Source organism: Streptomyces sp. NBC_00433, assembly GCA_036015235.1.
In the GTDB taxonomy this organism is placed as follows: Bacteria; Actinomycetota; Actinomycetes; order Streptomycetales; family Streptomycetaceae; genus Actinacidiphila.
Window position 1 is genome coordinate 1,431,422 of record CP107926.1, and the last position, 21,422, is coordinate 1,452,843.

At 69.8% G+C, this 21,422-nt stretch carries 22 protein-coding genes and 1 pseudogene; 14 read left to right on the forward strand and 9 right to left on the reverse strand.

Annotated features, from left to right (window positions below; genetic code table 11):
- Window positions 1-185: 185 nt before the first annotated feature.
- Window positions 186-563: a hypothetical protein gene (locus OG900_05515; protein WUH89659.1), complete on the forward strand. Its 378-nt coding sequence runs from the start codon at window positions 186-188 to the stop codon at window positions 561-563.
- A gap of 236 nt (window positions 564-799) precedes the next feature.
- On the opposite strand, the gene OG900_05520 is transcribed toward OG900_05515, so the two are convergent.
- The gene (locus OG900_05520) at window positions 800-1,693 is read right to left on the reverse strand and encodes an alpha/beta hydrolase (protein ID WUH89660.1); all 894 of its coding nucleotides are present in this window, start codon (window positions 1,691-1,693) and stop codon (window positions 800-802) included.
- Window positions 1,694-2,220: 527 nt separating this feature from the next.
- Entirely contained in the window at window positions 2,221-2,682 is a 462-nt protein-coding gene (locus OG900_05525; protein ID WUH89661.1) for a cupin domain-containing protein, read from the reverse strand.
- A 328-nt stretch (window positions 2,683-3,010) separates the two neighbouring features.
- Between OG900_05525 and OG900_05530 the strand changes: the two genes are divergently transcribed.
- The gene (locus OG900_05530; GenBank protein WUH89662.1) at window positions 3,011-3,625 is read left to right on the forward strand and encodes a TetR/AcrR family transcriptional regulator; all 615 of its coding nucleotides are present in this window, start codon (window positions 3,011-3,013) and stop codon (window positions 3,623-3,625) included.
- 247 nt (window positions 3,626-3,872) lie between these two features.
- On the opposite strand, the gene OG900_05535 is transcribed toward OG900_05530, so the two are convergent.
- A complete protein-coding gene (locus OG900_05535) occupies window positions 3,873-4,241 on the reverse strand; it encodes a helix-turn-helix transcriptional regulator (protein ID WUH89663.1) in 369 nt (122 codons plus the stop codon).
- A 49-nt stretch (window positions 4,242-4,290) separates the two neighbouring features.
- Between OG900_05535 and OG900_05540 the strand changes: the two genes are divergently transcribed.
- The 4 genes from OG900_05540 to OG900_05555 all read left to right on the forward strand — a co-directional run bounded on the left by OG900_05540 (window position 4,291) and on the right by OG900_05555 (window position 5,959).
- Window positions 4,291-4,530, forward strand: a complete 240-nt coding sequence (locus OG900_05540) for a hypothetical protein (GenBank protein ID WUH89664.1) — start codon at window positions 4,291-4,293, stop codon at window positions 4,528-4,530.
- Window positions 4,500-4,691, forward strand: coding sequence for a hypothetical protein (locus OG900_05545; GenBank protein WUH95628.1), 192 nt, complete (start codon window positions 4,500-4,502; stop codon window positions 4,689-4,691). Before OG900_05540 ends, OG900_05545 begins: the two co-directional genes overlap by 31 nt.
- A gap of 122 nt (window positions 4,692-4,813) precedes the next feature.
- Window positions 4,814-5,548: an alpha/beta hydrolase gene (locus OG900_05550; protein WUH89665.1), complete on the forward strand. Its 735-nt coding sequence runs from the start codon at window positions 4,814-4,816 to the stop codon at window positions 5,546-5,548.
- Between the two features lie 186 nt (window positions 5,549-5,734).
- Window positions 5,735-5,959 (forward strand): DoxX family protein, encoded by a 225-nt coding sequence (locus tag OG900_05555; protein ID WUH89666.1) that lies wholly within the window; start codon window positions 5,735-5,737, stop codon window positions 5,957-5,959.
- A gap of 241 nt (window positions 5,960-6,200) precedes the next feature.
- On the opposite strand, the gene OG900_05560 is transcribed toward OG900_05555, so the two are convergent.
- Both OG900_05560 and OG900_05565 read right to left on the reverse strand, forming a co-directional pair.
- Window positions 6,201-6,665 carry a hypothetical protein gene (locus OG900_05560; protein ID WUH89667.1) on the reverse strand — a complete coding sequence of 155 codons (465 nt, stop codon included), beginning with the start codon at window positions 6,663-6,665 and terminating at the stop codon, window positions 6,201-6,203.
- Window positions 6,666-6,799: 134 nt separating this feature from the next.
- Window positions 6,800-7,624 (reverse strand): annotated as a pseudogene (locus OG900_05565) (integrase).
- Window positions 7,625-7,801: 177 nt separating this feature from the next.
- On the opposite strand from OG900_05565, the gene OG900_05570 reads away from it, so the two are divergent.
- On the forward strand, window positions 7,802-8,149 hold the full coding sequence (locus OG900_05570) for a helix-turn-helix domain-containing protein (GenBank protein ID WUH89668.1): 348 nt from the start codon (window positions 7,802-7,804) through the stop codon (window positions 8,147-8,149).
- A 143-nt stretch (window positions 8,150-8,292) separates the two neighbouring features.
- Window positions 8,293-9,300: a zinc-dependent alcohol dehydrogenase family protein gene (locus OG900_05575; GenBank protein WUH89669.1), complete on the forward strand. Its 1,008-nt coding sequence runs from the start codon at window positions 8,293-8,295 to the stop codon at window positions 9,298-9,300.
- 304 nt (window positions 9,301-9,604) lie between these two features.
- Here OG900_05575 and OG900_05580 read toward each other — a convergent pair whose 3' ends face one another.
- Both OG900_05580 and OG900_05585 read right to left on the reverse strand, forming a co-directional pair.
- On the reverse strand, window positions 9,605-11,026 hold the full coding sequence (locus tag OG900_05580) for a serine/threonine-protein phosphatase (protein WUH89670.1): 1,422 nt from the start codon (window positions 11,024-11,026) through the stop codon (window positions 9,605-9,607).
- A 555-nt stretch (window positions 11,027-11,581) separates the two neighbouring features.
- Window positions 11,582-11,863: a hypothetical protein gene (locus OG900_05585; protein WUH89671.1), complete on the reverse strand. Its 282-nt coding sequence runs from the start codon at window positions 11,861-11,863 to the stop codon at window positions 11,582-11,584.
- Between the two features lie 279 nt (window positions 11,864-12,142).
- Between OG900_05585 and OG900_05590 the strand changes: the two genes are divergently transcribed.
- The 4 genes from OG900_05590 (at window position 12,143) to OG900_05605 (ending at window position 18,156) form a co-directional block, all read left to right on the forward strand.
- The gene (locus OG900_05590; protein WUH89672.1) at window positions 12,143-13,444 is read left to right on the forward strand and encodes a glycosyltransferase family 2 protein; all 1,302 of its coding nucleotides are present in this window, start codon (window positions 12,143-12,145) and stop codon (window positions 13,442-13,444) included.
- On the forward strand, window positions 13,441-15,333 hold the full coding sequence (locus tag OG900_05595) for a right-handed parallel beta-helix repeat-containing protein (protein ID WUH89673.1): 1,893 nt from the start codon (window positions 13,441-13,443) through the stop codon (window positions 15,331-15,333). The genes OG900_05590 and OG900_05595 overlap by 4 nt, the downstream gene beginning before the upstream one ends.
- Before the next feature lie 85 nt (window positions 15,334-15,418).
- Window positions 15,419-16,660 (forward strand): right-handed parallel beta-helix repeat-containing protein, encoded by a 1,242-nt coding sequence (locus OG900_05600; protein ID WUH89674.1) that lies wholly within the window; start codon window positions 15,419-15,421, stop codon window positions 16,658-16,660.
- A 167-nt stretch (window positions 16,661-16,827) separates the two neighbouring features.
- Window positions 16,828-18,156, forward strand: coding sequence for a UDP-glucose/GDP-mannose dehydrogenase family protein (locus OG900_05605; GenBank protein WUH89675.1), 1,329 nt, complete (start codon window positions 16,828-16,830; stop codon window positions 18,154-18,156).
- A gap of 106 nt (window positions 18,157-18,262) precedes the next feature.
- Here OG900_05605 and OG900_05610 read toward each other — a convergent pair whose 3' ends face one another.
- Together OG900_05610 and OG900_05615 are read right to left on the reverse strand one after the other, a co-directional pair.
- A complete protein-coding gene (locus OG900_05610; protein WUH89676.1) occupies window positions 18,263-18,412 on the reverse strand; it encodes a hypothetical protein in 150 nt (49 codons plus the stop codon).
- A gap of 257 nt (window positions 18,413-18,669) precedes the next feature.
- Window positions 18,670-19,452 (reverse strand): sulfite exporter TauE/SafE family protein, encoded by a 783-nt coding sequence (locus OG900_05615; GenBank protein ID WUH89677.1) that lies wholly within the window; start codon window positions 19,450-19,452, stop codon window positions 18,670-18,672.
- A gap of 496 nt (window positions 19,453-19,948) precedes the next feature.
- Here OG900_05615 and OG900_05620 point away from each other — a divergent pair, with 496 nt between their 5' ends.
- Together OG900_05620 and OG900_05625 are read left to right on the forward strand one after the other, a co-directional pair.
- Window positions 19,949-20,590, forward strand: a complete 642-nt coding sequence (locus tag OG900_05620) for a cysteine hydrolase (GenBank protein WUH89678.1) — start codon at window positions 19,949-19,951, stop codon at window positions 20,588-20,590.
- 80 nt (window positions 20,591-20,670) lie between these two features.
- Window positions 20,671-21,402, forward strand: coding sequence for a cysteine hydrolase (locus tag OG900_05625; GenBank protein WUH89679.1), 732 nt, complete (start codon window positions 20,671-20,673; stop codon window positions 21,400-21,402).
- Window positions 21,403-21,422: the final 20 nt, after the last annotated feature.

Sequence of the window (21,422 nt, forward strand, 5' to 3'; positions counted from 1 at the left end):
TTGGCAACGGGCCCGGCCGATACGTTCCCCGGCGGAGCCGCTCCGGGGACGTGGGCTGCACCCGGGGATGCAGACCTGAACCTGGGTCCGTTCCGTCACCGCGCTCCCCCGCCGGACGCCCTGAAGGCACTGCTCGACGAGCCCGTGGTGCCCGGCTCCACGCCGCAGCAGCCGACTTCGCCCGCATGCGTGCCTGGGCCGCCTTCGACACCCGCGGCGAATGCCCCGACCACGCCTTCGACACCGCCCTGCACGCCGCGCATGCCGAGTCCGACGCCGCACTCGGAGCCCACGTGCCGGCCTTCTGGTCGATCACCGCCTACAACACCGGGCGGCCCGCGGACGCGGAAGCCATGGTGACCGCAGCGCTCGCCGCCGCCCGGGGCCGCACCGCCGACCGGGTCATGGCCATGCTCCTCAGCCGCCGCGCACGAGCCCTAGCTGTAATGCCCTGTGAGGTTGGGGACGCGGGCGGCGGGTGTTCGGCCGCCCAGGGCGGTGTGTCCGCCGCGATGGTGATCGTAGGGCCATTGTGGAGACGCTTCGCCTCACTCGGTTTCTGAGCGGTAGGGCGGGCGTAGTTCGGGTGAACAGAGCCAGCCGTGGGTAGCGATGAGTCTTCATGTCCACAGGCGACCGCGGTCGGGAGCGGTGGCGGTGGCTCGGAGTAACTCCATGCTCTCCGCGCGGCTGGGTGCCGGGGCTGTGAGGCGGGTCGGGCAGCCCATAGCCTCCCGGCACGCCCTCTCAGATCCCACCGACAAAACCACCCGGCCCACGCCGTGCTGTGTGGCGGTGGTTAGCCGGCCCAGTTGCGTTTGATGAACGCGGCGGCGGCGTTGAGCGCCTGGTCGGCGTCGTCGAGGAGGGCGGCGAAGCCTTGGAAGACGTGGGGGACTTCGGGCCAGACCTGCAGCTCTACGGGGACGTCGTGGCGGGCGGCTCCGGCGGCGAGGCGGATGGCGTCGTCGAGGAGAATCTCGTGCGAGCCGACCTGGATGAGCAGCGGTGGCAACCCGGTGAGGTCGGCGAAGACGGGGCTGGCCAGTGGTGCGGCGGGGTCGAGTTCGCCGAGGTAGTCGCGGGCTCTGATGCGCAGGGCCTCGGGGGTGAGGGCGGGGTCCACGCCAGCCTTGCCGGTCGCGCTGGCGCCGGACACGCTCAGGTCGGCCCAGGGGGAGAAGACCGCAGCGCAGGAGGGCTGTGGCAGGTCGGTGTCCTTGAGTGCGACAAGGGCTGACGCGACGAGGCCACCGCCTGCGGATTCGCCGACGAACGCGATCCGTGAGCTGGGAACACCCTCGCCCAGGAGCGCGCGGTAGGCGGCTATGGCATCGTCCATGGCCGCGGGGAACGGATGTTCAGGGGCAAGGCGGTAGTCGACCGAGATGGCCTTTGCCCCGACGCGCCGGGAGACATCGGCGGCGAGGCCGACGGAGTCGGCGGCCGAACCGAGGGCGTAGGCGCCGCCGTGGAAGTAGAGGACGACGACTGACGGGTCCAGTCCCGGGGTCTCGACGGACACGACGGGCACTGAGCCGAGTTCGGTTTGCTTGGTGGAGACGTCATCGGGCAGAGGCACCGAGGAGATCATCTCGTGGAAGAGCGCCCGTTGTTCGGTGACGTCACCGCCGACGTCGAGAGGGGCCTGGCGCAGGAGTTCGTCGAGGGCTTGGCGCTGTTGCTGGCTCATGGTGGTGCCTTCCGGGCTGTTCAGGATTCGGGCTGGCGAGTAACGGACGGCGACGGTGCGGAAGGACCGGACACGTTGGTGGGTGTCAGCGCGATGACAGGGATGATCCGCTCGGTCTTGCGCTGGTAGCCGGCGAAGCCGGGGCAGCGGCGGGCCTGTTCGGGTTGTGGTACCAGTCAGGGTGGCGGTCGGAGCCGGCTTCGGACGCGAACACCAGGTAGCGTCCCGGGCCTTGAGGGAAGTCGCCATCCCGCTCCGGCACGCCGTGGACCGGTAGCTTCGCGAGAGGGGGACCGACGTACCAAGTGGCGCAGCCGGGCCGGGGCGGGCCTGGTTGCCAAGGCCCCTCGCCGGACGCCGAGCGCGGCGTCACGGTGTCCCTCACCGACGAGGGCCCTGCCCTGCTCGGCGGGGTCCTCGGCCGGGTGCGCCTGTACGTGCGCAACGTCTCGCCTCGCTCGGCGGCGCCGCACCGCAGGCCGGGCGGTCCGTACGCTGGTAGCCGCGCCCTCGGAGCCTCAGGGCGATCAGCGTGGCGGGCCCATGATGACGTTGCCGTACTTGTCGGAGACGGCGGGGTCGGGATTCACCTGGAAACCGGGCGGACGCGGCGTGGCTTTGTCGCGGCCGGTCTCCCGGAACATCCCCTCGATGCCGGCCGGCGTGTTGATCATCAGGAGGTCGGCCTTCGCGGACGTGATGCGGTATCCGTGCGGGATCTGCTTGGGCAGGAACACCACGCCGCCTTCGGCGAGGTCGTACTCCTGGTCGTCGCACCACACCAGTGCGGTCCCTTTGAGCAGCAGGAAGACCTCGTCCTCACGTGTGTGCATGTGATACGGCGGGGCCTCGCCCCGGGCGACATCGAAGCGCCCGACCATGAGCTGGCCGTCGGTGGCTTTGCCGTCGAGCAGCATCGCGAGGGTGCCGCCGTCCAGCCATTCCAGCTGCTGCTGCTGTTCGGGCTGAGCGAGGTACACCATGCTCATGGCGGGCTCCGTTCGGTTGTGCGGGTGCCCCGTGCGATCGGGCAGTGCCTGTGGTCGGGGGAGGCTCCGCGTCGGCCACGGTGGTCCAGCTGTTCGCGCCAAAGGGGCCTGGCGCGGAACCGCCGCCTCCGGCGCCCACGGTCCAGCCGGTGGAGGTGGCGACATCCTCGTCGCCGCCGCGATGTCCTTTGCCGGGTGCGGCACCAATCCCTTGGGCATTATGAGGTAAATGCCCCAGTTCCACCATCTAACCGGACACTATCGTCCGCTTGGTGAGGCTGTCAAATGTGCGGAGCCTGCTGGTCCCGGTGGTGTCATCATCGACGGTGTGGCGGGTGAGCGGCCGGACGAGGACATCAGGAGGCGAGGGTTGCGGCGTGACGCGGCAGACAACAAGGACCGCATACTTGCGGCGGCCGCGGTCGCGGTCAGACGAGAGGGCACCGCGGTCCCGATGGCGACGGTCGCGGCGGATGCGGGTGTCGGTGTGGGCACCGTCTACCGCCACTTCCCGTCTCGTGAGGTCCTGCTCGGAGCTCTGACGCAGCGGTCCTTCCAACTCGTACTGGACGCGGCGAGGGCGGCCGCCGAGACCGATCAGCCGGGCATCGAAGCCCTGCGGAACTTCCTCGATCGCACCGTCGAGCACGGGCCCGACCTGGTGTTGCCGTTGCACGGAGGCCCGGTCCTGCTGGACCGGAGCACCACCGCCGTCCAGACCGAGGTGCACCGCAGCCTCGGCGCCCTGCTGACCAGAGGCCGGAGGGACGGCACGATCCGGCACGATGTACGCACAGCCGACCTCGTGATCTTCGGTGCGCTGATGGCGCAGCGGCTTCCGCACGTGTCCGACTGGGATCAAACCGCGCGCCGGCTGGTGGACATCTACATCGCCGGAATGGCCCCTACGGCGCAGCCCCTCAGAAGCTCGTACAGGGGGTAATACCACGCTCGGACGCGTCGGTCGGTGAAGATGCGGGCGAGCTCCAGGAACGCTTCGCGGATGTCGTCGCGGGCTTCCCTGTCGCCGACGTCCTCCAGGCGGTCCACGCGAAGCGCTCCGAGCGTGCGCCCACCCGATGCCCGAGTGCCGGTGCACGTGCGGGCATCAGTGGCTCGATCATGCCTCAGCGAGCACTGGTCGGACAGACACATTCAGTCACCCGACTCACCCACCAGAGGCGTACGCGCTATGCCTCCCTCTCCTCGGCTGCCTCGTGAAAGGCGGCGACAGCTTCACCGTTGGCTCTTGCCCACTCGGTGAGCCTTCTGATGGGCTCCTCCAGGGTGCGCCCGAGCTCGGTCAGGCTGTATTCCACGCGTGGTGGTGCTTCGGCGTACGCGCGTCGCTCGATGAGCCCGTTGTCCTGGAGGCGGCGCAGCGTCTGCGTCAGTACTTTGCGCGAGACGCCTCCGATGAGCTCGACCAGCTCGCCGTGGCGCAAGGGGCCGTCGCTCAGAGCGAAGACCGTGACCACGGCCCATTTACTGGCGATGATCTCGATGGCCAGGCGGGCGGGGCAGTCGGCGAGGAAGACAGTGCCGGGACGGAGGCTCATGAGCTGAAGGGTACCTTTAGGTACCTATCGGCGGCCTAGCGTCGAGGGTATGCAGCGCACCGCCTACAGGGGCACCGAAGTCGAGCTCGGCGTCTTTCCCCTTAACGACATCGCTCCAGGCGCCACCGGCTCGCAACGAGTCCGCGACATCGCGGGCACCGGCGTCGTCGCCGACCAGGCAGGGCTCGACGTATCCGGTGTGGTGAACACCACGCCCCCCGGTTCGCGGTCTCCTCGCAGGCAGTCGTCCTCGCAGCTATCGCCGGCCGAACCGCCTCCATCACTTTGACCAGTCCCATCTCGCCCCTGAGCGCGCTCGACCCCGTCCGTCTCCTTCAGGACTCCGCGCAGCTCGACCTGGTCTCCGGCGACGTGTCGAGCGATGCGGCTTGGCCGTTGGCGGATCACCGGGCAGCGCGCGGCGTGCCAGCCGTCCTGGGCTGCCGATGACACCGGCGCGTCTGGGAGGCGGTCCCGCCGGGGCACCCTGCGCCGCACGCGCGCCCAGCCATGCGCGCGTGGAGCACAAGTTCACCCGCCAGTAGATCCACACCCATGACAAGGAAACAGCTATGACCTGCCCGACCACCTACGTCCTCGTGCACGGAGCATGGCACGACGGACAGTCCTGGAACCGCGTCGCCCCACTACTCACCGCCCAGGGCCACCGTGTCTTCACGCCGTCCCTCACCGGCCACGGGGACAAGGCACACCTGCTCAGCCCCGAGGTCGGCCTTACCACCCACACCGACGACATCGTCAGCCTCGTCCTCGACCACGACCTGAACGACATCGTCCTCGTCGGACACAGCTACGCGGGAATGGTCATCTCCAGCGTGGCGAACCAGATTCCCGAGCGCATCTCACGCCTTCTGTACCTCGACGCGATGGTGCCGACGCACGGCGAGAACGCCATCGACGTCATGCCGCTCACACAGGTCATGATCGACAGTGCCGCCGACAATGCCGAGCCCTGGCGGATCCCGCCTCTGCCGGAGTTCCCCCCGCCGCACGGCCTCTTCGGAGTCACCGACCCCGACGACATCACCTGGCTCAAGACCACACTGGCAGATGAGTCGGCCCTCTGCTTCCAGCAGCCAGCCGAGATGGACAACCCCGCACAGGCGTCCATCCCCCGAGCTCACATTCTCTGCACCGGCAATGAGCCCGAGGGCGTCACACGCCGGCCCATCCCGAAACTTCAGCCCAACGGGGAGCCGTCTCGCGTCTACACGCTGGACACCGGCCACGACGCCATGGTTACCAAGCCCGCGGAACTCAGCGCCCTGCTGCTCGAAAACTCCTGACCTGCGAAGCAAAGCACGGCCAGATATTCTCTCCAGCCCGTTGCACAGTTGAGGTCTCACCATGCTCATCACTTATGCCGTCGTTGCTTCACTCATGTCGGTGGTGCTCTTGGCTTCGGCAGGTGCCAAATTCACCCGGCCAAAGCGGCTCGTCGACCAGATGTCACCCTTGGCCTTTCCTACGGCATGCTGCCGTTCCTTGGCGCCGCCCAGACAGCCGGCGCCGGCGGCCTCGTCACCGGACTATGGTGGGGACCCCTCGGAATCACCGCCGCCGTCGGCCTGACGCTCTACTTCATCGGCGCAGTCGCCACACACCTGCGCGCCAGTGACTACAGGGGAGCACCGCCGGCAGCCGTCCTCACAACCGTCGCCATCACCCTGATCGCACTGCGCTCCTCAACCCTGTAGTCCGATCCCCGAGCACCGGTGATCCTCCGAGGCTGTGTCGATCCTGGCCGGTAGTCGCCTCCGCCCTTGCCCGGTGCCCGGAACAGTCGCCACCTTCTACGAGAGCGGCAGAACGTGGACCAGCACGGGAGGCATCCCCCAGTCGTGGGTCGACTGGGGCCCCATGTACGCCATTCGCAACTGCTGAGCGGCAGCTGCCGCTCGCAGTCCGGGATGAAGCGGCGCCGCGGGTGCGATGAGTTCACCTGCGAGCACGGTAGTGGGCGAGTCGTGGAGCGTCCCATTCGACGATGTCGAGGATGTCGTCGAGATGCGCGTGAGGCATGTCCTCGGGGTTCAGGAACTCCCGGTAGAGGAGCCAGAGGCCGTCGCGGATCGTTTCGAAGCAGCGCCAGTAGTAGCCCGAATCGACGGAGTCACCGTCCTCCTCGCCGGCGGCGAACCAGAGGATGGCCCACATGACCTCCTCCCTCCGGGACGGGCGGACCCCATCGGCGAGCATGGCCATGACCACCGAGCAGACGGCGGGCGCGGGGGGCATCAGGATCGACTGGATGAAGACATGCCCGTCCAGGGCGCGCAGGGCGCCCGGCCGGCCGTCGATCGCGGACTCCAGGGGTTCGACCAGGTGGCGCGCGGGCTGCTTGCAGCCGCAGGTGATCGAGTCCCAGTCCTGCCGGGCCAGTTCCATGCGTGCCAGGTTCACGGACCTCTACTCCTCAAGCGAGAACGGACTGCCGGACGGGCGGGCGGGAGTCCCGCCCGTCACAGTCAACTACGCATCCGTCACGGCTCCCGGCTGACCGACGCCTGCGGGGCTCGTAAAGTCGTCGTCGCAGGTCAAGCCGCATAGCGATACTCGTCGATGACGCCGCCGAGGATGCGTGCGCGCAGGAGTCTGCGGCCTTCGGGCTCGTGCGTGGCGACGGGCTGCTGGTCGGCGCCTGGAGGTAGTTGGTTGCGGACCCGGTGGGGGCGGTGCTCGTCGTAGTGCCGCTCGTAGGCGGCCAGGACCTGCCGAGCGTGGGCCTCGTTGCGCGTGCCGAGGTCGGCGGACAGGTTCCGGGCCTGCTGAACCGCCCACTCCCGGGCGGGGTGGGCGGTGACGCCGGTGATGCGCAGCCGCCGGGTGCCGTGTTCGAGGAACACCAGTGCGCACAGCCTGCGTCCGAGGGCAGTATCGCGATGCAGGAAGTCGACGGCGATGATGCCCTGGGCCTGGTCGGTGAGGAACTCCCTCCAGGCCGGGCCAGTGCGGCGCGGGGCCGGCTCGATGCCCGCCGCGTCCAGGACCTCCCCCACCGTGGACGCGGCGATCGGGTGACCGAGACGGGCCGGTTCGCCCTGGATCCGCCTATGCCCCCACCTTCCGCTCTCTCGAGCGAGCTGCAGGACCAGCTTCTTGAGTGCAGCCCTGGTCGGCGGCCGCCCGGTGCGGGTGCGTCGGGCGCTGTAGTCCCACTTCGCCGCGATGAGCCTGCGATGCCAGGCCGGCAAGGTCCCGGGCGCGACCGGGAAGACCTCCTGCCGACCGCTCCGGGCTATCAGAGCGGAGAGTGCAGCCAGCCAGAAACGGTCGGCGGGCTCGCAGCGGACCGGGCGGGCGAGCTGACGCCGCAGGACCGCATTCTCATGCCGGAGCACGGGCAACTCCGCATCCCTGGCCCCTATGCCCGGCGTCTTGCCGGGTGCCGCGGGCCTTCCGGCCTGGACGGCCCCAACCTCGTCGCCCGCGGAAGAACGGGTGGACGCCGGCCGAGGAGCCGGCCTGGACCGACCCTTGCTTTGATCTCCGTCGTAGTATGGAACGGCTGCACCAATTGCCGGCCTTAAGGAGTCGCTGTGGCCCGCCCCCGCACCGCCCCCCGAACGGTGGAGCATCCCGACCTGGCGCAGGTCTCTCTGCAGCAGGTCCTGGAGGCGCTGGTGGACCCGGTGCGCCGGACAGTGGTGGCGCAGCTCGTCAACGCCGGCGAGGACCTGAGCTGCGGAACCTTCGTCGCACCGGTATCGCTGTCAACACTGACTCATCACTTCAATGTGCTGCGCGAGTCGGGCGTGATCCGCCAGCACTACGTGGGGACGACAAAGATGAACGCGCTGCGCACCGACGAGATGGAGGAGAGGTTCCCGGGGCTGCTGCCGGCCGTACTGGCCGCCCTGGCCGCGGAGGCTGTGGACGGGGTCTGAACCTGCCGGCGGGAAGCAGCGCACCGGGTACATACTTTGACGACTCTCGTAATTTGACTGCGGTCAAAGTTTAGAGCAGGGTGGACAGCGCGCCGGGACGGTCCGGCGTTCTCACGCTCTTCTACGCCCGGGACTGGTGCACCATGGCAAAGCTCGTACAGTTCGACCGGATCGGCGGACCCGAGGTCCTCGCTCTCCGCGATGTCGCCTCCCGCGCTCCGGGCGCGGGAGAGGTACGCATCCGGGTCGATGCGATCGGCCTGAACCGGGCCGAGATCATGTACCGGGAAGGCGCCTACTTCTATCAGCCGGTCTTCCCCTCCACGCTGGGCTACGAGGCCGCGGGCGTCGTCGAGGCGGCCGGTGAGGGCGTGAGTGACTTCTCCGAAGGTGACCCGGTGGCCGTCGTGCCCGCCTTCCTGCAGAGCGAGTACGGCACCTACGGCGACAGCGTCGTCCTGCCGGCCGCAGCCGTCGTCCCCCGCCCCGCACAGGTGGACGCCGTCACCGCGGCGGCCCTGTGGATGGCCTACATCACCGCCTACGGCCCCCTCGTCGAGAGCGGCCGGGTACGTCCGGGCGACCACGTCCTGATCACCGCCGCCTCCAGCAGCGTCGGCCTGGCCGCCATCCAGATCGCCCGCCACATCGGTGCGATCCCGATCGCCACCACCCGCGGCGCCGGTAAGAAGCAGCGCCTCCTGGACGCCGGCGCGGCCGATGTCATAGTCACCGACGGCGAGGACCTGCCCGCCCGCATCGAGGAGATCACCGGCGGCAAGGGGGTGCGCCTGGCCTTCGACCCGATCGCGGGGCCCGGCGTCGAAACCCTCGCGAAGGGCATCGCCCCCGGCGGATGCCTGGTCGTCTACGGCGCGCTCGACCCGCGCACCACCCCGCTGCCCAACGCGCAGTCCTTCCCCGCTCTGAACAGCAGCACCTACACCCTCTTCGAGATCACCTCCGACCCTGAGCGGCTGCGCCGCGCGGTCGCGTTCGTCAACGCGGGACTCGCCTCAGGCTCCTTCGCCCCCGTCGTCGACAAGACCTTCGACCTGACCGACATCGCCGAGGCCCACCGCTATATGGAGGCCAACGGCCAGGTCGGCAAGATCGTCGTCACAGTCACCCACGGCGAGATCACCTCCTGAGCCCGGCCGCGCCGCACCGCGATACACCGCGCCCGCCCACCATCGGCGCGGTCCTGCACCCGGGCCCGCACCACCTGCCTCCCCTCCCCGGACACAAAGGCCCGGGGCCCGTTGAGCAGCCCGTCACGACGGCAGACGCGGGCGTGCGGACCGTGACACCTCGGCGACCCCACCGTCACCACCACGGACCGCGGCACCGGAGCCGAGATCACCATCCAGTACACCGGCGCGGACGCGTATGGGCTGTCGACGGCGTACCACCGAGGCGCAGACGTGCCCGATCACCTCGGTCATCCGCGCGAGGTTATACGGGCCCGAGGTATTTCGAGGCCCAGATCGTCTTGCCGCGCGGCGTGTAGCGGGTGCCCCAGCGGTCCATGAGCTGTCCGACGAGGTACAGGCCGCGTCCGCCCTCGTCCATCAGGTCGGCACGACGGGCGTGCGGCGCCGTGCTGCTGGTGTCGGAGACCTCGCAGATCAGGGACAGGTCCCGGATCAGCCGGAGGCCGATCGGACCCTGGGCGTGCTGGACCGCGTTGGTGACCAGTTCGCAGACCACCATCTCCAGCGCGAAACCGTGTTCGTCCAGGTCCCACTCGGCGAGCTGTCCGGTCACCGCCGCCCGGACCGACGGCATTTCCTCGACCGCGGCACGGAATTCCCACGTCCGTACGTGCCCGGGGTCCAGCACCCTGGTCCGGGCCAGCAGCAGCGCGACGTCGTCCTCGCTCGTTGTGGGCAGCGCGCTGAGCACCCGGTCGCACATGTCCTGGAGCGTGCCGCTGCCGGCGTTGATCGCCGCCGCCAGCTCCTCCAGCCCTTCCTCGGCCCCCCGGTGCCGCAGCCCCAGCAGGCCGTCGGTGTAGAGGGCGATCAGCGAGCCCTCGGGGAGGTCGCACGACGTCACGTCGAAGGGCGCGTTCCCGAAGCCCAGCGGCGGGTTCCTGCTGTCCTCCTGGACGAAGACCTCGCCGTCGGCCATCACGAAGACCGGCGGCGGATGGCCGGCACTGGTGTACTCGCAGCGCCGCGAGATCGGGTCGTAGACCAGGAAGAGGCAGCTCGCGACCAGTTCGGCCTGCGCTCTGTCCTGGCCCATCCGCTGGAGCAGATCGTCCACGGTGGCCATGACCTCCTCCGGGTCCTGGTCCAGATCGGCGAGCGTGTGTACGGCGGTGCGCAGTTGGCCCATGGTCGCCGCCGCCTCCGGACCGTGGCCGACCACGTCCCCCATCACCAGCGCGACCCGTGCGCCGGACAGCGGGATCAGGTCGAACCAGTCACCGCCCAGGCCGACCGCCGCCTCGGCCGGCACGTAGCGGTGTCCCAGCTCGACCGCGCTGCTGTCGGGGAACTCCCGGGGCAGGAGGCTTTCCTGGAGGCGCAGCGCGGTCTTCCGAACCCTGCGGAATTCCTCCTCGCGCATCCGGATGAAGCTGAGGAGCATGCAGAGCAGGCATACGATGACGACCAGGGCGAGCTTGATGATCCAGGTCGCGTTGTGGTCCTCCTCCAGCGGGAGCCGCAGCAGCGCGAACGTGACCAGGGTCAGCGCGCCGACGAAGGCCGTCGTGCGGACGTCGTACAGCGCGGCGGCCAGCACGGGCGCCGCGACCACCAGCATGTCGAAGTGCACGCCCGGACTGATCAGGCCGAGGGTGATCGCCGTCGCCGCCAGGAGTAGCACCGGCGACATCCGTCCGGTCGGCGAGGATGGCGTCACCACCCGCGGATCCCGGGGGTACCCCCCGGACCGTCCACCGGTGCCGGCTGCATGGCGATCCCGCTCCTGATGTGCGATAGGTCGAAAAAGAACGTCTTTGTTCCGATACGTTACCGCCCGGCCGCGCCGACGGGTCCGCTCCGACACCCCCGTCACGGCCCGCGTCTCCACCGTCGTGCCGACTGTGGGACCCGGTCTCCCTGCCTCGGCTTGGAGGTGCGGGCGGCGCAAGGGGGCCAAGGGCGGCCGGACGAGGGGGTGGTCCGGCGAGTACGTCGTCCGCGGCCGCGACCGGGAGAACTCGGAACGCCCGGTCTCGGTCCACGTGGCCTACGACGAGGTGGTCGATGCCCGCGACCGTCTCACCGCACTCATCGACAACCCGCCCGCGTGGACCCGCGCGGACGAGTCGCTGCTCGCCGTCTTCGTCGAAGTGGTAGGCGCTCTTGGAGCGCTTCGGGTACTCCTTCATACCGCTCTTGGTATTGACCTCGGTTATGGGCAGACCGCATTCCGGATCGGTGCCGTCCATGCCGATGGAGGTGGGAAGCGGTCGGTTCACCACTCGGTTTCGGTGTGCGGATCTCGGTATCGCGTTTCGCTCGGGTGCCGTTGACGGGGGCTGAGTTCGTGGCACCAGGTCTTTGCGTCGCACGCGTTTTCGGTTCCTTGCAGTTCCATGGCCGTGTGCCATTCGTCGATGCCGACACCTGACATGGCGATGGAGCCCGAGAGGATCGTCGCGTCTTCCGCGGCCAAGCGCGCCCCGGGGATTCCCCCGAGATCGCCACCGCCGGTATCGGATCGGGGCAAGATTGCGCGGTTCAACTGCCGGGCCATCGATTCTCCCGGCACGGCGCGGTTGACGTGTCCGCGAAGGCATCCAGACGGGGCAAGGTAGCCGTTACCGCAGGTCACGGCGTTGGGGCCGAGGAGGTGGAGGTGAACAGGTGGTCATGCGTGGGAATTGAGGCGACATTGCGTCAAACATGAGTGAACTCTGTGTTGATTCGGTGAATCAGTGTCCTCTGCGCCTGGTAAGTTCGCGAAGCAGGCGTGCGTAACCCACTTTTCTGAGGGAAATGCTGAGATACCACCTGGGGGCGGGGGTGCGGGGACATGTCAGGGTTTCTTGACCAGGTCTGGTCATGGATAGTCGTCGCCACGGCGGAGACGTCGTGGCGCGAGGTGATGCCGCTCGGGTTAGCAGGCCTCTTCGTATGGGGGTTATGGCTGGTCCGGGCGGTGCTGTCGAGGTTCGCCAAGCCGGTGGTGAACGAGTTCCGCACCACCGTGTCCGTGGTGGTGCCGGCGTACCGCGAGGACCCAGACATCCTGATGGACTGCCTGGAGACGTGGCTGGAGCAGGATCCGTCGGAGATCATCATCGTGCCGGACGTCGAGGACGTCGAAGTGCTGCGCAGGCTGGCGATGGTGGAGGATCCGCGGGTGCGGGTGCTCGCCTTCGAGCACCGGGGGAAGCGGTCGGCGCTGGGTGTGGGCATCCGGGCCGCCAAGAGCGAGCTCATCGTGCTGGTCGACTCGGACACCCGCTGGGAGCCCGGACTGCTCGCCGCGGTGCAGATGCCGTTCATCGACCCCGCGGTCGGTGGCGTCGGCACGCAGCAGAACGTCTACCAGCGCAGGACCAGCGTGTGGCGCCGCACCGCCGACTGGCTGGTGAACCTGCGCTACTACGACTACGTGCCCGCCATGGGACGGGCCGGTGCGGTGGCGTGTCTGTCCGGGCGGACGGCGGCCTACCGCCGTGCGGCGATCGCTCCGGTGCTGGAGAACCTGGAGAACGAGTTCTTCCTCGGCCGCCGCTGCGTCGCCGGTGACGACGGCCGGCTGACCTGGCTGGTGCTGGCGTCGGGGTACAAGACCGTGCACCAGTCGTCCGCCCGGGCCCTGTCGATGTTCCCCTCGTCCTTCCGGGCGTTCGTCAAGCAGCGGGTGCGCTGGAGCCGCAACTCCTACCGCTGCTACCTGACCGCCGTGTACAAGGGCTGGATCTGGCGGGTGCCGCTGGTCACCAAGGTCACCGTGCTGCAGATACTCGTGACTCCGGTGACCATGGGCATGGCGCTGGGCTACCTGGTGTTCAGCCGTCTCGAACCGACCGGCCGCGGCGTGGTGCTGGTGCTGGTCTGGCTGCTCCTGGGCCGCGGCGTCCGCGGCTACTCGCATCTGCGCAAGCACCCGCAGGAGGTGTTCCTGCTGCCGCTGGTCGCACTCGTGGTCATCATGATCTCGCTGCCGATCAAGTTCTACGCGTTCGTCACCATGAACAAGCAGGGTTGGCTGACCCGTACCAGCACCAGCACCGGCGGCGAGGGCCAGAGCGCCGCGTCCCTCACCGGCGGCGGCACGGGCTCCGACACGATGACGCCCGACAAGGCAGGGGCCCTCCACCAATGACCCGTCCTCCCGCAACCGTCCCGGGCCGGGCGGCGCGCCTGGCCGCCGTGTTCTTACTCGCCGGCGCTTTGCTGCCGGCCGTCTCGGGGGCGGCCCGCGCCGCGCCGGCCGACGGCGCCAAGCCCGGGGACGACCAGCGGATCACCCAGGCCGACTCCGAGAACGAGGCCGCGCTCGTCGCCGCCGAGGACCACCGGCTCGACCAGGTCCGCGCGGTCGTCGCCGTCGCCGCCCTCAAGGGCGGACGGTGGACGCAGCCGTACCGGCTCGACACCGGCAGCGGCTACACGCTGGTCCTGACCCAGCGCAGCACGCCCTACGGCGTCTCGGACCTCATCAGACTGTCCCCGCAGACGTTCGTCCGCCGGCACGACGGCTCGTACCTGCTGACCGAGAACATCTACGTCGACGCGGGCGCCAAGCTCGACCTGTCCAGTCCGGGCGGCCTCGACCTGCTGCTGGCCAGCGACAACAAGGGCTTCGTGTCCATCGTCTCGTTCGGCGGCCGGCTCACCCTGGCCGGCACCCCGCAGGCGCCGATGCGGATCGGCAGCTGGGACACCAGGACCGACAAGCCCGACAGCGACGTCCGGGACGGACGGGCATACGTCCGCGCCGTCGGCGGCCAGTTCACCATGAACTACGCCCAGGTCGACGACCTCGGGTTCTGGAGCGGGCGCACCGGCGGCCTCAGCCTCACCGGTACCGACCGCCCCGACACCAGCAACATCGAGGGCCCGGACCCGACCGCGGACGGGGACGCCAAGGGCACCGGGCAGCTCAGGAGCGGCGGTGTCGCCGCCGAGCCGGCCGGCCCGTTGACCACGCCCGACAGCCGCTTCGCGGTCCCGACGCTGTCCTATGTCTCCGCGGAGATCACCCACTCCGTCATCTCCGGCAACCTGTACGGGCTGTTCGTCTCCGGCTCCACCGGTGTCACCATCAGCGAGACCCAGGTACGCGGCAGCCTGGAGTCCGGCATCGTCATGCACCGCGGCGTCGTCAACGCGGTCATCGACCGCACGGTCTCGCACGACAACGCCGGCGACGGCTTCGTCCTGTCCCGCGCCACGGAGGAGGTCCGGGTCACCGGCTCCAAGGCGCTGTCCAACGCGGGCAACGGCTTCACGCTCAGCGGCCGCCCGCTGGCCGACGGCCCCTCCGCGTCGGGTGAGCCGACCAGCAGCTACGGCTCCAACTCCGTGTCCGACGGCGTCGCCAAGGGCAACGGCCGCTACGGCATCGAGATCTTCGGCGGCTCCGACGTCGGCGTGCAGAACAACGAAGTCGACGGCGGCGACATGGGCATCGTGGTCCGTGCGGGCGCCACGAAAGTGTCCGTCACCGGCAACCGCCTCAGCGGCCAGAAGCGGCAGGGCATCTCGGTGCGCGACGGGGTGTCGGAGGCCACCGTCACCGGCAACATCGTCGAGGGCGCCGACACGGGCGTCTACGTCCGCGACTCGCAGGCCGAAGTGCGTGGCAACACGGTCCAGGACGTCACCAACCACGGGATCTCGCTGGTCGGCGGCGTCGCCAAGTCCATGGTCTCGTACAACGTGGTCGCCGGCGTCGGCCCGAGCGCGGTGGACACCAACCGCGCCCACGGGCGCCTGACGGTCAAGAAGAACCAGACCTTCGCCTGGCACGACACGAGCGCCTTCTGGGTCAGGTTCCGGCACTACGCCACCCCGATGACGCTGCTGTGGCTGTTCCTGCTGCTGCTCATCCTGATCTCCGCGCTGCTGGGCGCGCGCCGCAGCAGCCGCTGGGGCCACCGGGTGATCGGTACGCACCCCTACGCGGACAAGGCGCCACTGCCCAGTGCGGTCACCGAGGTCACGCTCCCGAACGCGGAGAGCCCCCGCGTCCCGGTGATGACGGAGTGACCGCCGCCGGGTCGCAGGCCCGGCCCGTCCGTTCGCACCCGTCCGCTCGCCCCCACCCGTTCCCGCTGAGCCGGAGTCACCGCCCATGCCAGTCCCGACGCCCCCGCCAGACCGGCCCCAGCCGCCGCCCTCCACGAAACCGGCCGGGCGGTTCCGGCTGCCCGGCGGGGCGGGGGTATGGCTGGGCGGCGGCGCGCTCCTGGTCTCCCTGATCACCCTGGTGCTGGTCGTCTCCGGAAGGGACGGCAGCGGACGGAACGAAGGCGGCGGCACGGGCAGCTCGTCCGGCGCCCGGCCCACGGCACAGGGGTCCGCCACCACGGGCGGCGCGCGTGCCAGGAACGCACCGGAGACCGCCGACCCGCGCTCCGGCCCGGTCGAGGACCCCGCGATCCCGCCCGGCACCGGCGGCCCGCTCTCGACCGCGCCGGTCACCTGCCCGGCCGCGACGGTCACGGTCACGGACGCCGTCACGCTCAAGAGCGCCCTCGCCGACGCCAAACCCGGCGACAGCATCCGGCTGGCCGACGGCACCTACGACGGCCGCTTCACCGCCACCGCCGATGTCGCCGGCACCGCCAAGGCACCGGTGTTCCTGTGCGGAGGCCCCGGCGCGGTGATCGACGGCGGCGGAATCAAGGGCGGTTACGTCTTCCACCTCGACGGCGCCAGCTACTGGCGGCTGGTCGGCTTCACCCTGCGCGACGGCCAGAAGGGCGTGGTGGCCGACCGGGTGCAGGGCGCTGTCCTCCAGGGCCTCACTGTCGAGCAGATCGGTGACGAGGCCATCCACCTGCGCGACTTCAGCTCGGACAACGTGGTCCGGGACAACACCGTCCGCACGACCGGGCTGCGCCGCGACAAGTTCGGCGAGGGCGTCTACATCGGCTCCGCCGAGTCCAACTGGTGCACCGACAGCGGTTGCAAGCCCGACGCGAGCGACCGCAACGTGGTGATGGGCAACCGCATCAGCGACACCACCGCGGAAGCCGTCGACATCAAGGAGGGCACCACCGGCGGCCGGCTCATCGGCAACTCCTTCGACGGATCGAAGCTCACCGGCGACACCAACGACTCCTGGGTCGACGTCAAGGGCAACGGCTGGCTGATCCAGGGCAACACCGGACTCCACTCCCCGGCGGACGGCTTCCAGACCCACGAGATCGTCCACGGCTGGGGCACCGGCAACACCTTCAAGGACAACATCTCCCAGGTGGACGGGCCTGGTTGGGCCTTCCATCTCACCTCGGACGGGAACGTCGTCGCCTGCGGCAACAAGGTGTCCGGAGCGGCCCAGGGCCTCTCCAACGTCACCTGCACGCCGTGACGTACCCGTCGCGCCCCCTTCTGACCTGATCCGCCGGCCCGCACCGTCCCGACCGGCCGCCACCGGCCGTGACGGCGGCCCCGCACACCCCGAAGCACCCTGAAGTTTTCCCGGCACCACCGCACATATCCCTCACCGCACCCCATTGCGCACTCGCGGAGGCCAGCATGGACCAGCCCGTTCCCCGTCTCAGCGTCATCGGTACCGGCTACCTCGGTGCCACCCATGCCATCTGTATGGCCGTGCTCGGTTTCGAGGTCCTGGGCGTCGACGTCGACCAGGCCAAGGTCGACCGGCTGAACTCCGGCGAGGTCCCGTTCTTCGAGCCCGGACTGCCCGAACTGCTCTCCAAGGCCATGGACTCCGGCCGGCTGCGCTTCACCACGAGCTTCGCCGAGGCCGGCGCGTTCGGCGACGTCCACTTCCTCTGCGTGGGGACACCCCAGCAGAAGGGCTCGCACGCGGCCGACCTCACGTACGTCGACCGTGCCGCCGGCGACCTCGCGCAACACCTGCACAGACGCGCCCTCGTCGTCGGCAAGTCCACCGTGCCGGTGGGCACCGCTGCCCGGCTGACCGAGCTGGTGCAGCGGATCGCGCCGGCCGGCCAGGACGTCGAACTCGCCTGGAACCCGGAGTTCCTGCGCGAGGGCTACGCCGTCGACGACACGCTGCGGCCGGACCGCCTGGTGTTCGGCACCGGCTCCGTCTGGGCCGAGGACCAGCTGCGGGCCGTCTTCGCGCCGGTCATCGCCCAGGGCAGCCCGGTGGTGGTCACCGACCTGGCGACCGCCGAGCTGGTCAAGGTGGCGGCCAACTCCTTCCTCGCCACGAAGATCTCGTACATCAACGCCATGGCCGAGGTCTGCGAGGCCACCGGCGCCGACGTGACGGGGCTGGCCGAGGCGCTCGGGTACGACAACCGGATCGGCGCCCGCTTCCTCAAGCCGGGGCTCGGCTTCGGCGGCGGCTGCCTGCCCAAGGACATCCGCGCCTTCACCCACCGCGCCGGGGAACTGGGCGTCGGCCAGGCCGTGGCCTTCCTGCGCGAGGTGGACGGCATCAACAAGCGGCGCCGCGCCCGGACCGTGGACCTGGTACGCGAACTGGTCGGCGGCGAACTGGCCGGCGCCCGGGTGACCGCGCTCGGGGCGGCGTTCAAGCCCGACTCCGACGACATACGCGACGCCCCGGCGCTCGACGTGGCCAGGACCCTGCACCAGGGGGGCGCCGCGGTCACCGTCGTCGACCCGGTGGCCACCGGGAACGCTCGCCGGGCCTACCCCGAACTGGCTTACGACACCGACGCGATCGCCGCCGCCGGCGACGCGGACATCGTCGTGCTGCTCACCGAGTGGGCGCAATTCCGTGAGATCGACCCGCACGCCATGGGCGCGGTGGTCGCCCAGCGCCGCATCGTCGACGGCCGCCACGCCCTCGACCCCGCGCTGTGGCGAGCGGCCGGCTGGGAGTACCGCGCGCTGGGCCGCCCCTGACCCGCCGCGCCCACCCCCGGCCACGACCCGCCGGGTCCCGACGCCCCGGGAGCGGCCCGGCGGGCGGAGAGCCCCGCTCGGTGGCGGGGCGGTGGCGTGCCCGGGGTCAGGTGGCGTCGGCGTTCTTCTCCCCTGCGCCTGGCGAGTCTTCAATGGCCTCGGTGTACGAGTCGAGGACTTCATCCATAGCCCCGTCCTCAACGGCCTCAGCTTGGGGTGGGGCGTGGAACCCGGTGTCGTCCTGTGGTGTGGTCATGCGGGGCGTCTTGCCCGGCAGACGGCAGTGATGCCTGAAGGCCTCAGCCGCGAGCGCTTTCCTCAGGGGCACCTACGAAGAATTCGGCATATGCCACAGCTTTCGTCGGTGAATGCCGACCCGTGGCCGCCGGTAGCCTCGAACCAGTCGGCAGGCGCTCCTGGGCTGGGCACCGAAAGCTCCCTGCCGTCCGGTCGCACGCAGTGCCCGTACGAGTTGGCGAGTGTTTCCGAACCGAGGTGATCCGGCGCTGCTGTTCAGGCGATGGCTTGGACGGCGTAGAGCGCTCCGATTCCCGTGGCGAGGGCGCCGAGGAGTAGTCGTAGGAACTGTTCAGGCAGGTGGGGTTGGAGACGAGCTCCGAGGTTGCCGCCGACCAGTCCTCCCAGGCCGCAGGCAAGACCGAGGAACCAGTGGGGTGCGATGTCGTGGCCGCCGGTGAGGGCCAGCAGCGCGTATGTGCCTGCGCCGACGATGGAGGTCAGGAAGGTGGAGGCGAGGGCGGCGGGGGCGACCTGGGCAACGGATATGCCGCGGCCGACCAGAATGGGCCCGAGGATGGAGCCGCCTCCGATGCCGTAGATGCCGCCGACCGTCCCCACCGCCAGGGCAAGAACGGAAATCATTCGTGGGGACGGGGCTTGGGGTGGGTTCACGCCGGCGGGGTGGAGTGTGCGGACGCTCAGCCAGATTCCCAGGGGCAGCAGCAGCCCGGCGACCAGGAGCCGGAAGACGGCGGGGCCGGGGACGGCCAGGACCCGGATGACCGCGCCGAGGACGACTCCCGGCAGTGTGCCCGAGATGAGGCGGCGAGTCAGCGGTCCGTAGAGCGTGCCGTCATGGCGGTAGCGGTGGAGAGCGCCCGGGCCGGCCACCACGTTGAACAGCAGGTTCGTCGGTGTCACCGCGGGGCTGGGAACGCCCAGAACACTCAGCTGGACCGGAAGCAGGAACACCGCGCCGGAGACGCCCACCGGTGCGGTGACGACCGCGATCAGCATGCCCGCGGTGAAGGCGAATACGCCCGTTGACCAGTCCATCGAACTCCCACTCGATCTACTGGCCTTCAGTATCGGTGCCGGTCAGGCAGCTCTCGCTTTCGCGGGCGGGGTGAGGGGCTGACGGGCCGGCGGTCGATGGGATCACCCCGCACCGTGGCGGCGGCCCTGAGAAGCGCCCGGCGCAGCGCGACGTCGAGGTCGCGGTTGTTGCGGAAGATCGGGTGCGGATCGAGTGTGTCGACTCGTCCGGGCCGACCCCACCACCGTCGACCTGGTCCTGGCGGAAAGCCGCCGGCCGCTTCATGCCCGCGTAACGCGGCGACCGCCCAGCCGAAACCTGGTCTCCCATAATGAGCACTACCGAAATGGCCCAGCGTACGTGCGGCACCTTCGCACAGCCCCGCTTCACCATCCTGGGGGGTCGATGGACGACAGCGCGCCCGAAGTGCAGCGGGCACCGGATATTCACGTCGGTCCGGACATCCTCGTCGGTCCGGTCACTGCGAAGCCCTACGCATGGCCCTATGACACATCCGTGGCGGCCACCCGCGTCGCCCTGCTCTGTATCGACTGGCAGACGGACTTCTGCGGCCCCGGCGGATACGTGGACTCCATGGGTTACGACATCTCACTGACCCGCGCCGGGCTGCCCGCGACACAGAAACTGCTCGCGCACGCCCGCGCCGTCGGCATGCTCGTGATCCACACCCGTGAGGGCCACACCGCGGACTTGTCAGACCTGCCGGCCAACAAGCGCTGGCGATCGGCACGGATCGGCGCGGAGATCGGCGGGGACGGTCCGTGCGGCCGGATACTGGTCCGCGGTGAGCCCGGCTGGGAGATCGTCCCCGAAGTCGCCCCGCTGGCCGGTGAGGTGGTCGTGGACAAGCCGGGCAAGGGGGCGTTCTACGCCACCAATCTCGACCTCGTGCTCCGTACCCGGGGCATCACCCATCTCATCTTCACCGGCATCACCACCGACGTATGCGTCCACACCACCATGCGGGAGGCCAACGACCGCGGCTACGAGTGCCTGATCCTCTCCGACTGCACCGGGGCGACGGACCCGTCGAATCATGAGGCCGCACTCCACATGGTCACCATGCAGGGCGGCGTCTTCGGCTGCGTGTCGACCTCGGACGACGTGATCGCCGCCACGGCCGCGGCGCTTTCGTAGTCATCTCCGTGCACGCGTCCGGACCCGCCCGGACCGCCGGCGTCACGCCATGACCCGCTGGACGAAGGCAGGAACCGCACATGGCAGTTCCCCACCCGCTCGTAGCCGACGCCGCCCCGTACCCCTTCTCCTTCGACCTCGCCACCACCGCCCTCGTCCTCATCGACATGCAGCGGGACTTCCTGGAACCCGGCGGGTTCGGCGCGAGCCTGGGCAACGACGTGGACGAACTGCGCCGCACCATCGCCCCGTTGCGAGCCGTACTCGACGCCTGCCGCGCCGCAGGCATGACGGTCGTGCACACCCGCGAGGGGCACCTGCCCGATCTGTCCGACTGCCCCCCGAGCAAGCTGCTGCGGGGCAGCCCCAGCCTCCGAATCGGTGACCCGGGACCGAAGGGCCGGATACTGGTACGCGGTGAGGAGGGCCACGACATCATCGAGGAGCTCTACCCGGCAGCGGGAGAGGCGGTGATCGACAAGCCCGGCAAGGGCGCCTTCTACGCGACCGGTCTCGGTGATCTGCTCGCCGCCCGCCGCATCCGCCGTCTGGTGGTCACCGGTGTCACCACCGAGGTGTGCGTGCACACCACGGTCCGCGAGGCCAACGACCGCGGCTTCGAGTGCCTGGTGCTGTCGGACTGCGTCGGCTCGTACTTCCCCGAATTCCAGCGCGCCGGCCTGGAAATGATCAGAGCGCAGGGCGGCATCTTCGGCTGGACGGCCGAATCGGCGGCGTTCCTCGGCGCGTTGGCCACCTCCGCACCCGTCCCCCCCGACTCCGCGGAGACCGCCACCCGGCCGGCCTCGTAACGGGTCGGCCCCGGCCGGCC

Coding starts and splice junctions, on each gene's coding strand:
- OG900_05610 (WUH89676.1), bottom strand. CDS start 18,412: ATGACCACACCACAGGACGACACCGGGTTCCACGCCCCACCCCAAGCT.
- OG900_05600 (WUH89674.1), top strand. CDS start 15,419: ATGCCAGTCCCGACGCCCCCGCCAGACCGGCCCCAGCCGCCGCCCTCC.
- OG900_05540 (WUH89664.1), top strand. CDS start 4,291: ATGCAGCGCACCGCCTACAGGGGCACCGAAGTCGAGCTCGGCGTCTTT.
- OG900_05585 (WUH89671.1), bottom strand. CDS start 11,863: ATGGCCCGGCAGTTGAACCGCGCAATCTTGCCCCGATCCGATACCGGC.
- OG900_05605 (WUH89675.1), top strand. CDS start 16,828: ATGGACCAGCCCGTTCCCCGTCTCAGCGTCATCGGTACCGGCTACCTC.
- OG900_05550 (WUH89665.1), top strand. CDS start 4,814: ATGACCTGCCCGACCACCTACGTCCTCGTGCACGGAGCATGGCACGAC.
- OG900_05590 (WUH89672.1), top strand. CDS start 12,143: ATGTCAGGGTTTCTTGACCAGGTCTGGTCATGGATAGTCGTCGCCACG.
- OG900_05575 (WUH89669.1), top strand. CDS start 8,293: ATGGCAAAGCTCGTACAGTTCGACCGGATCGGCGGACCCGAGGTCCTC.
- OG900_05615 (WUH89677.1), bottom strand. CDS start 19,452: ATGGACTGGTCAACGGGCGTATTCGCCTTCACCGCGGGCATGCTGATC.
- OG900_05535 (WUH89663.1), bottom strand. CDS start 4,241: ATGAGCCTCCGTCCCGGCACTGTCTTCCTCGCCGACTGCCCCGCCCGC.
- OG900_05595 (WUH89673.1), top strand. CDS start 13,441: ATGACCCGTCCTCCCGCAACCGTCCCGGGCCGGGCGGCGCGCCTGGCC.
- OG900_05625 (WUH89679.1), top strand. CDS start 20,671: ATGGCAGTTCCCCACCCGCTCGTAGCCGACGCCGCCCCGTACCCCTTC.
- OG900_05515 (WUH89659.1), top strand. CDS start 186: ATGCGTGCCTGGGCCGCCTTCGACACCCGCGGCGAATGCCCCGACCAC.
- OG900_05555 (WUH89666.1), top strand. CDS start 5,735: ATGCTGCCGTTCCTTGGCGCCGCCCAGACAGCCGGCGCCGGCGGCCTC.
- OG900_05525 (WUH89661.1), bottom strand. CDS start 2,682: ATGAGCATGGTGTACCTCGCTCAGCCCGAACAGCAGCAGCAGCTGGAA.
- OG900_05520 (WUH89660.1), bottom strand. CDS start 1,693: ATGAGCCAGCAACAGCGCCAAGCCCTCGACGAACTCCTGCGCCAGGCC.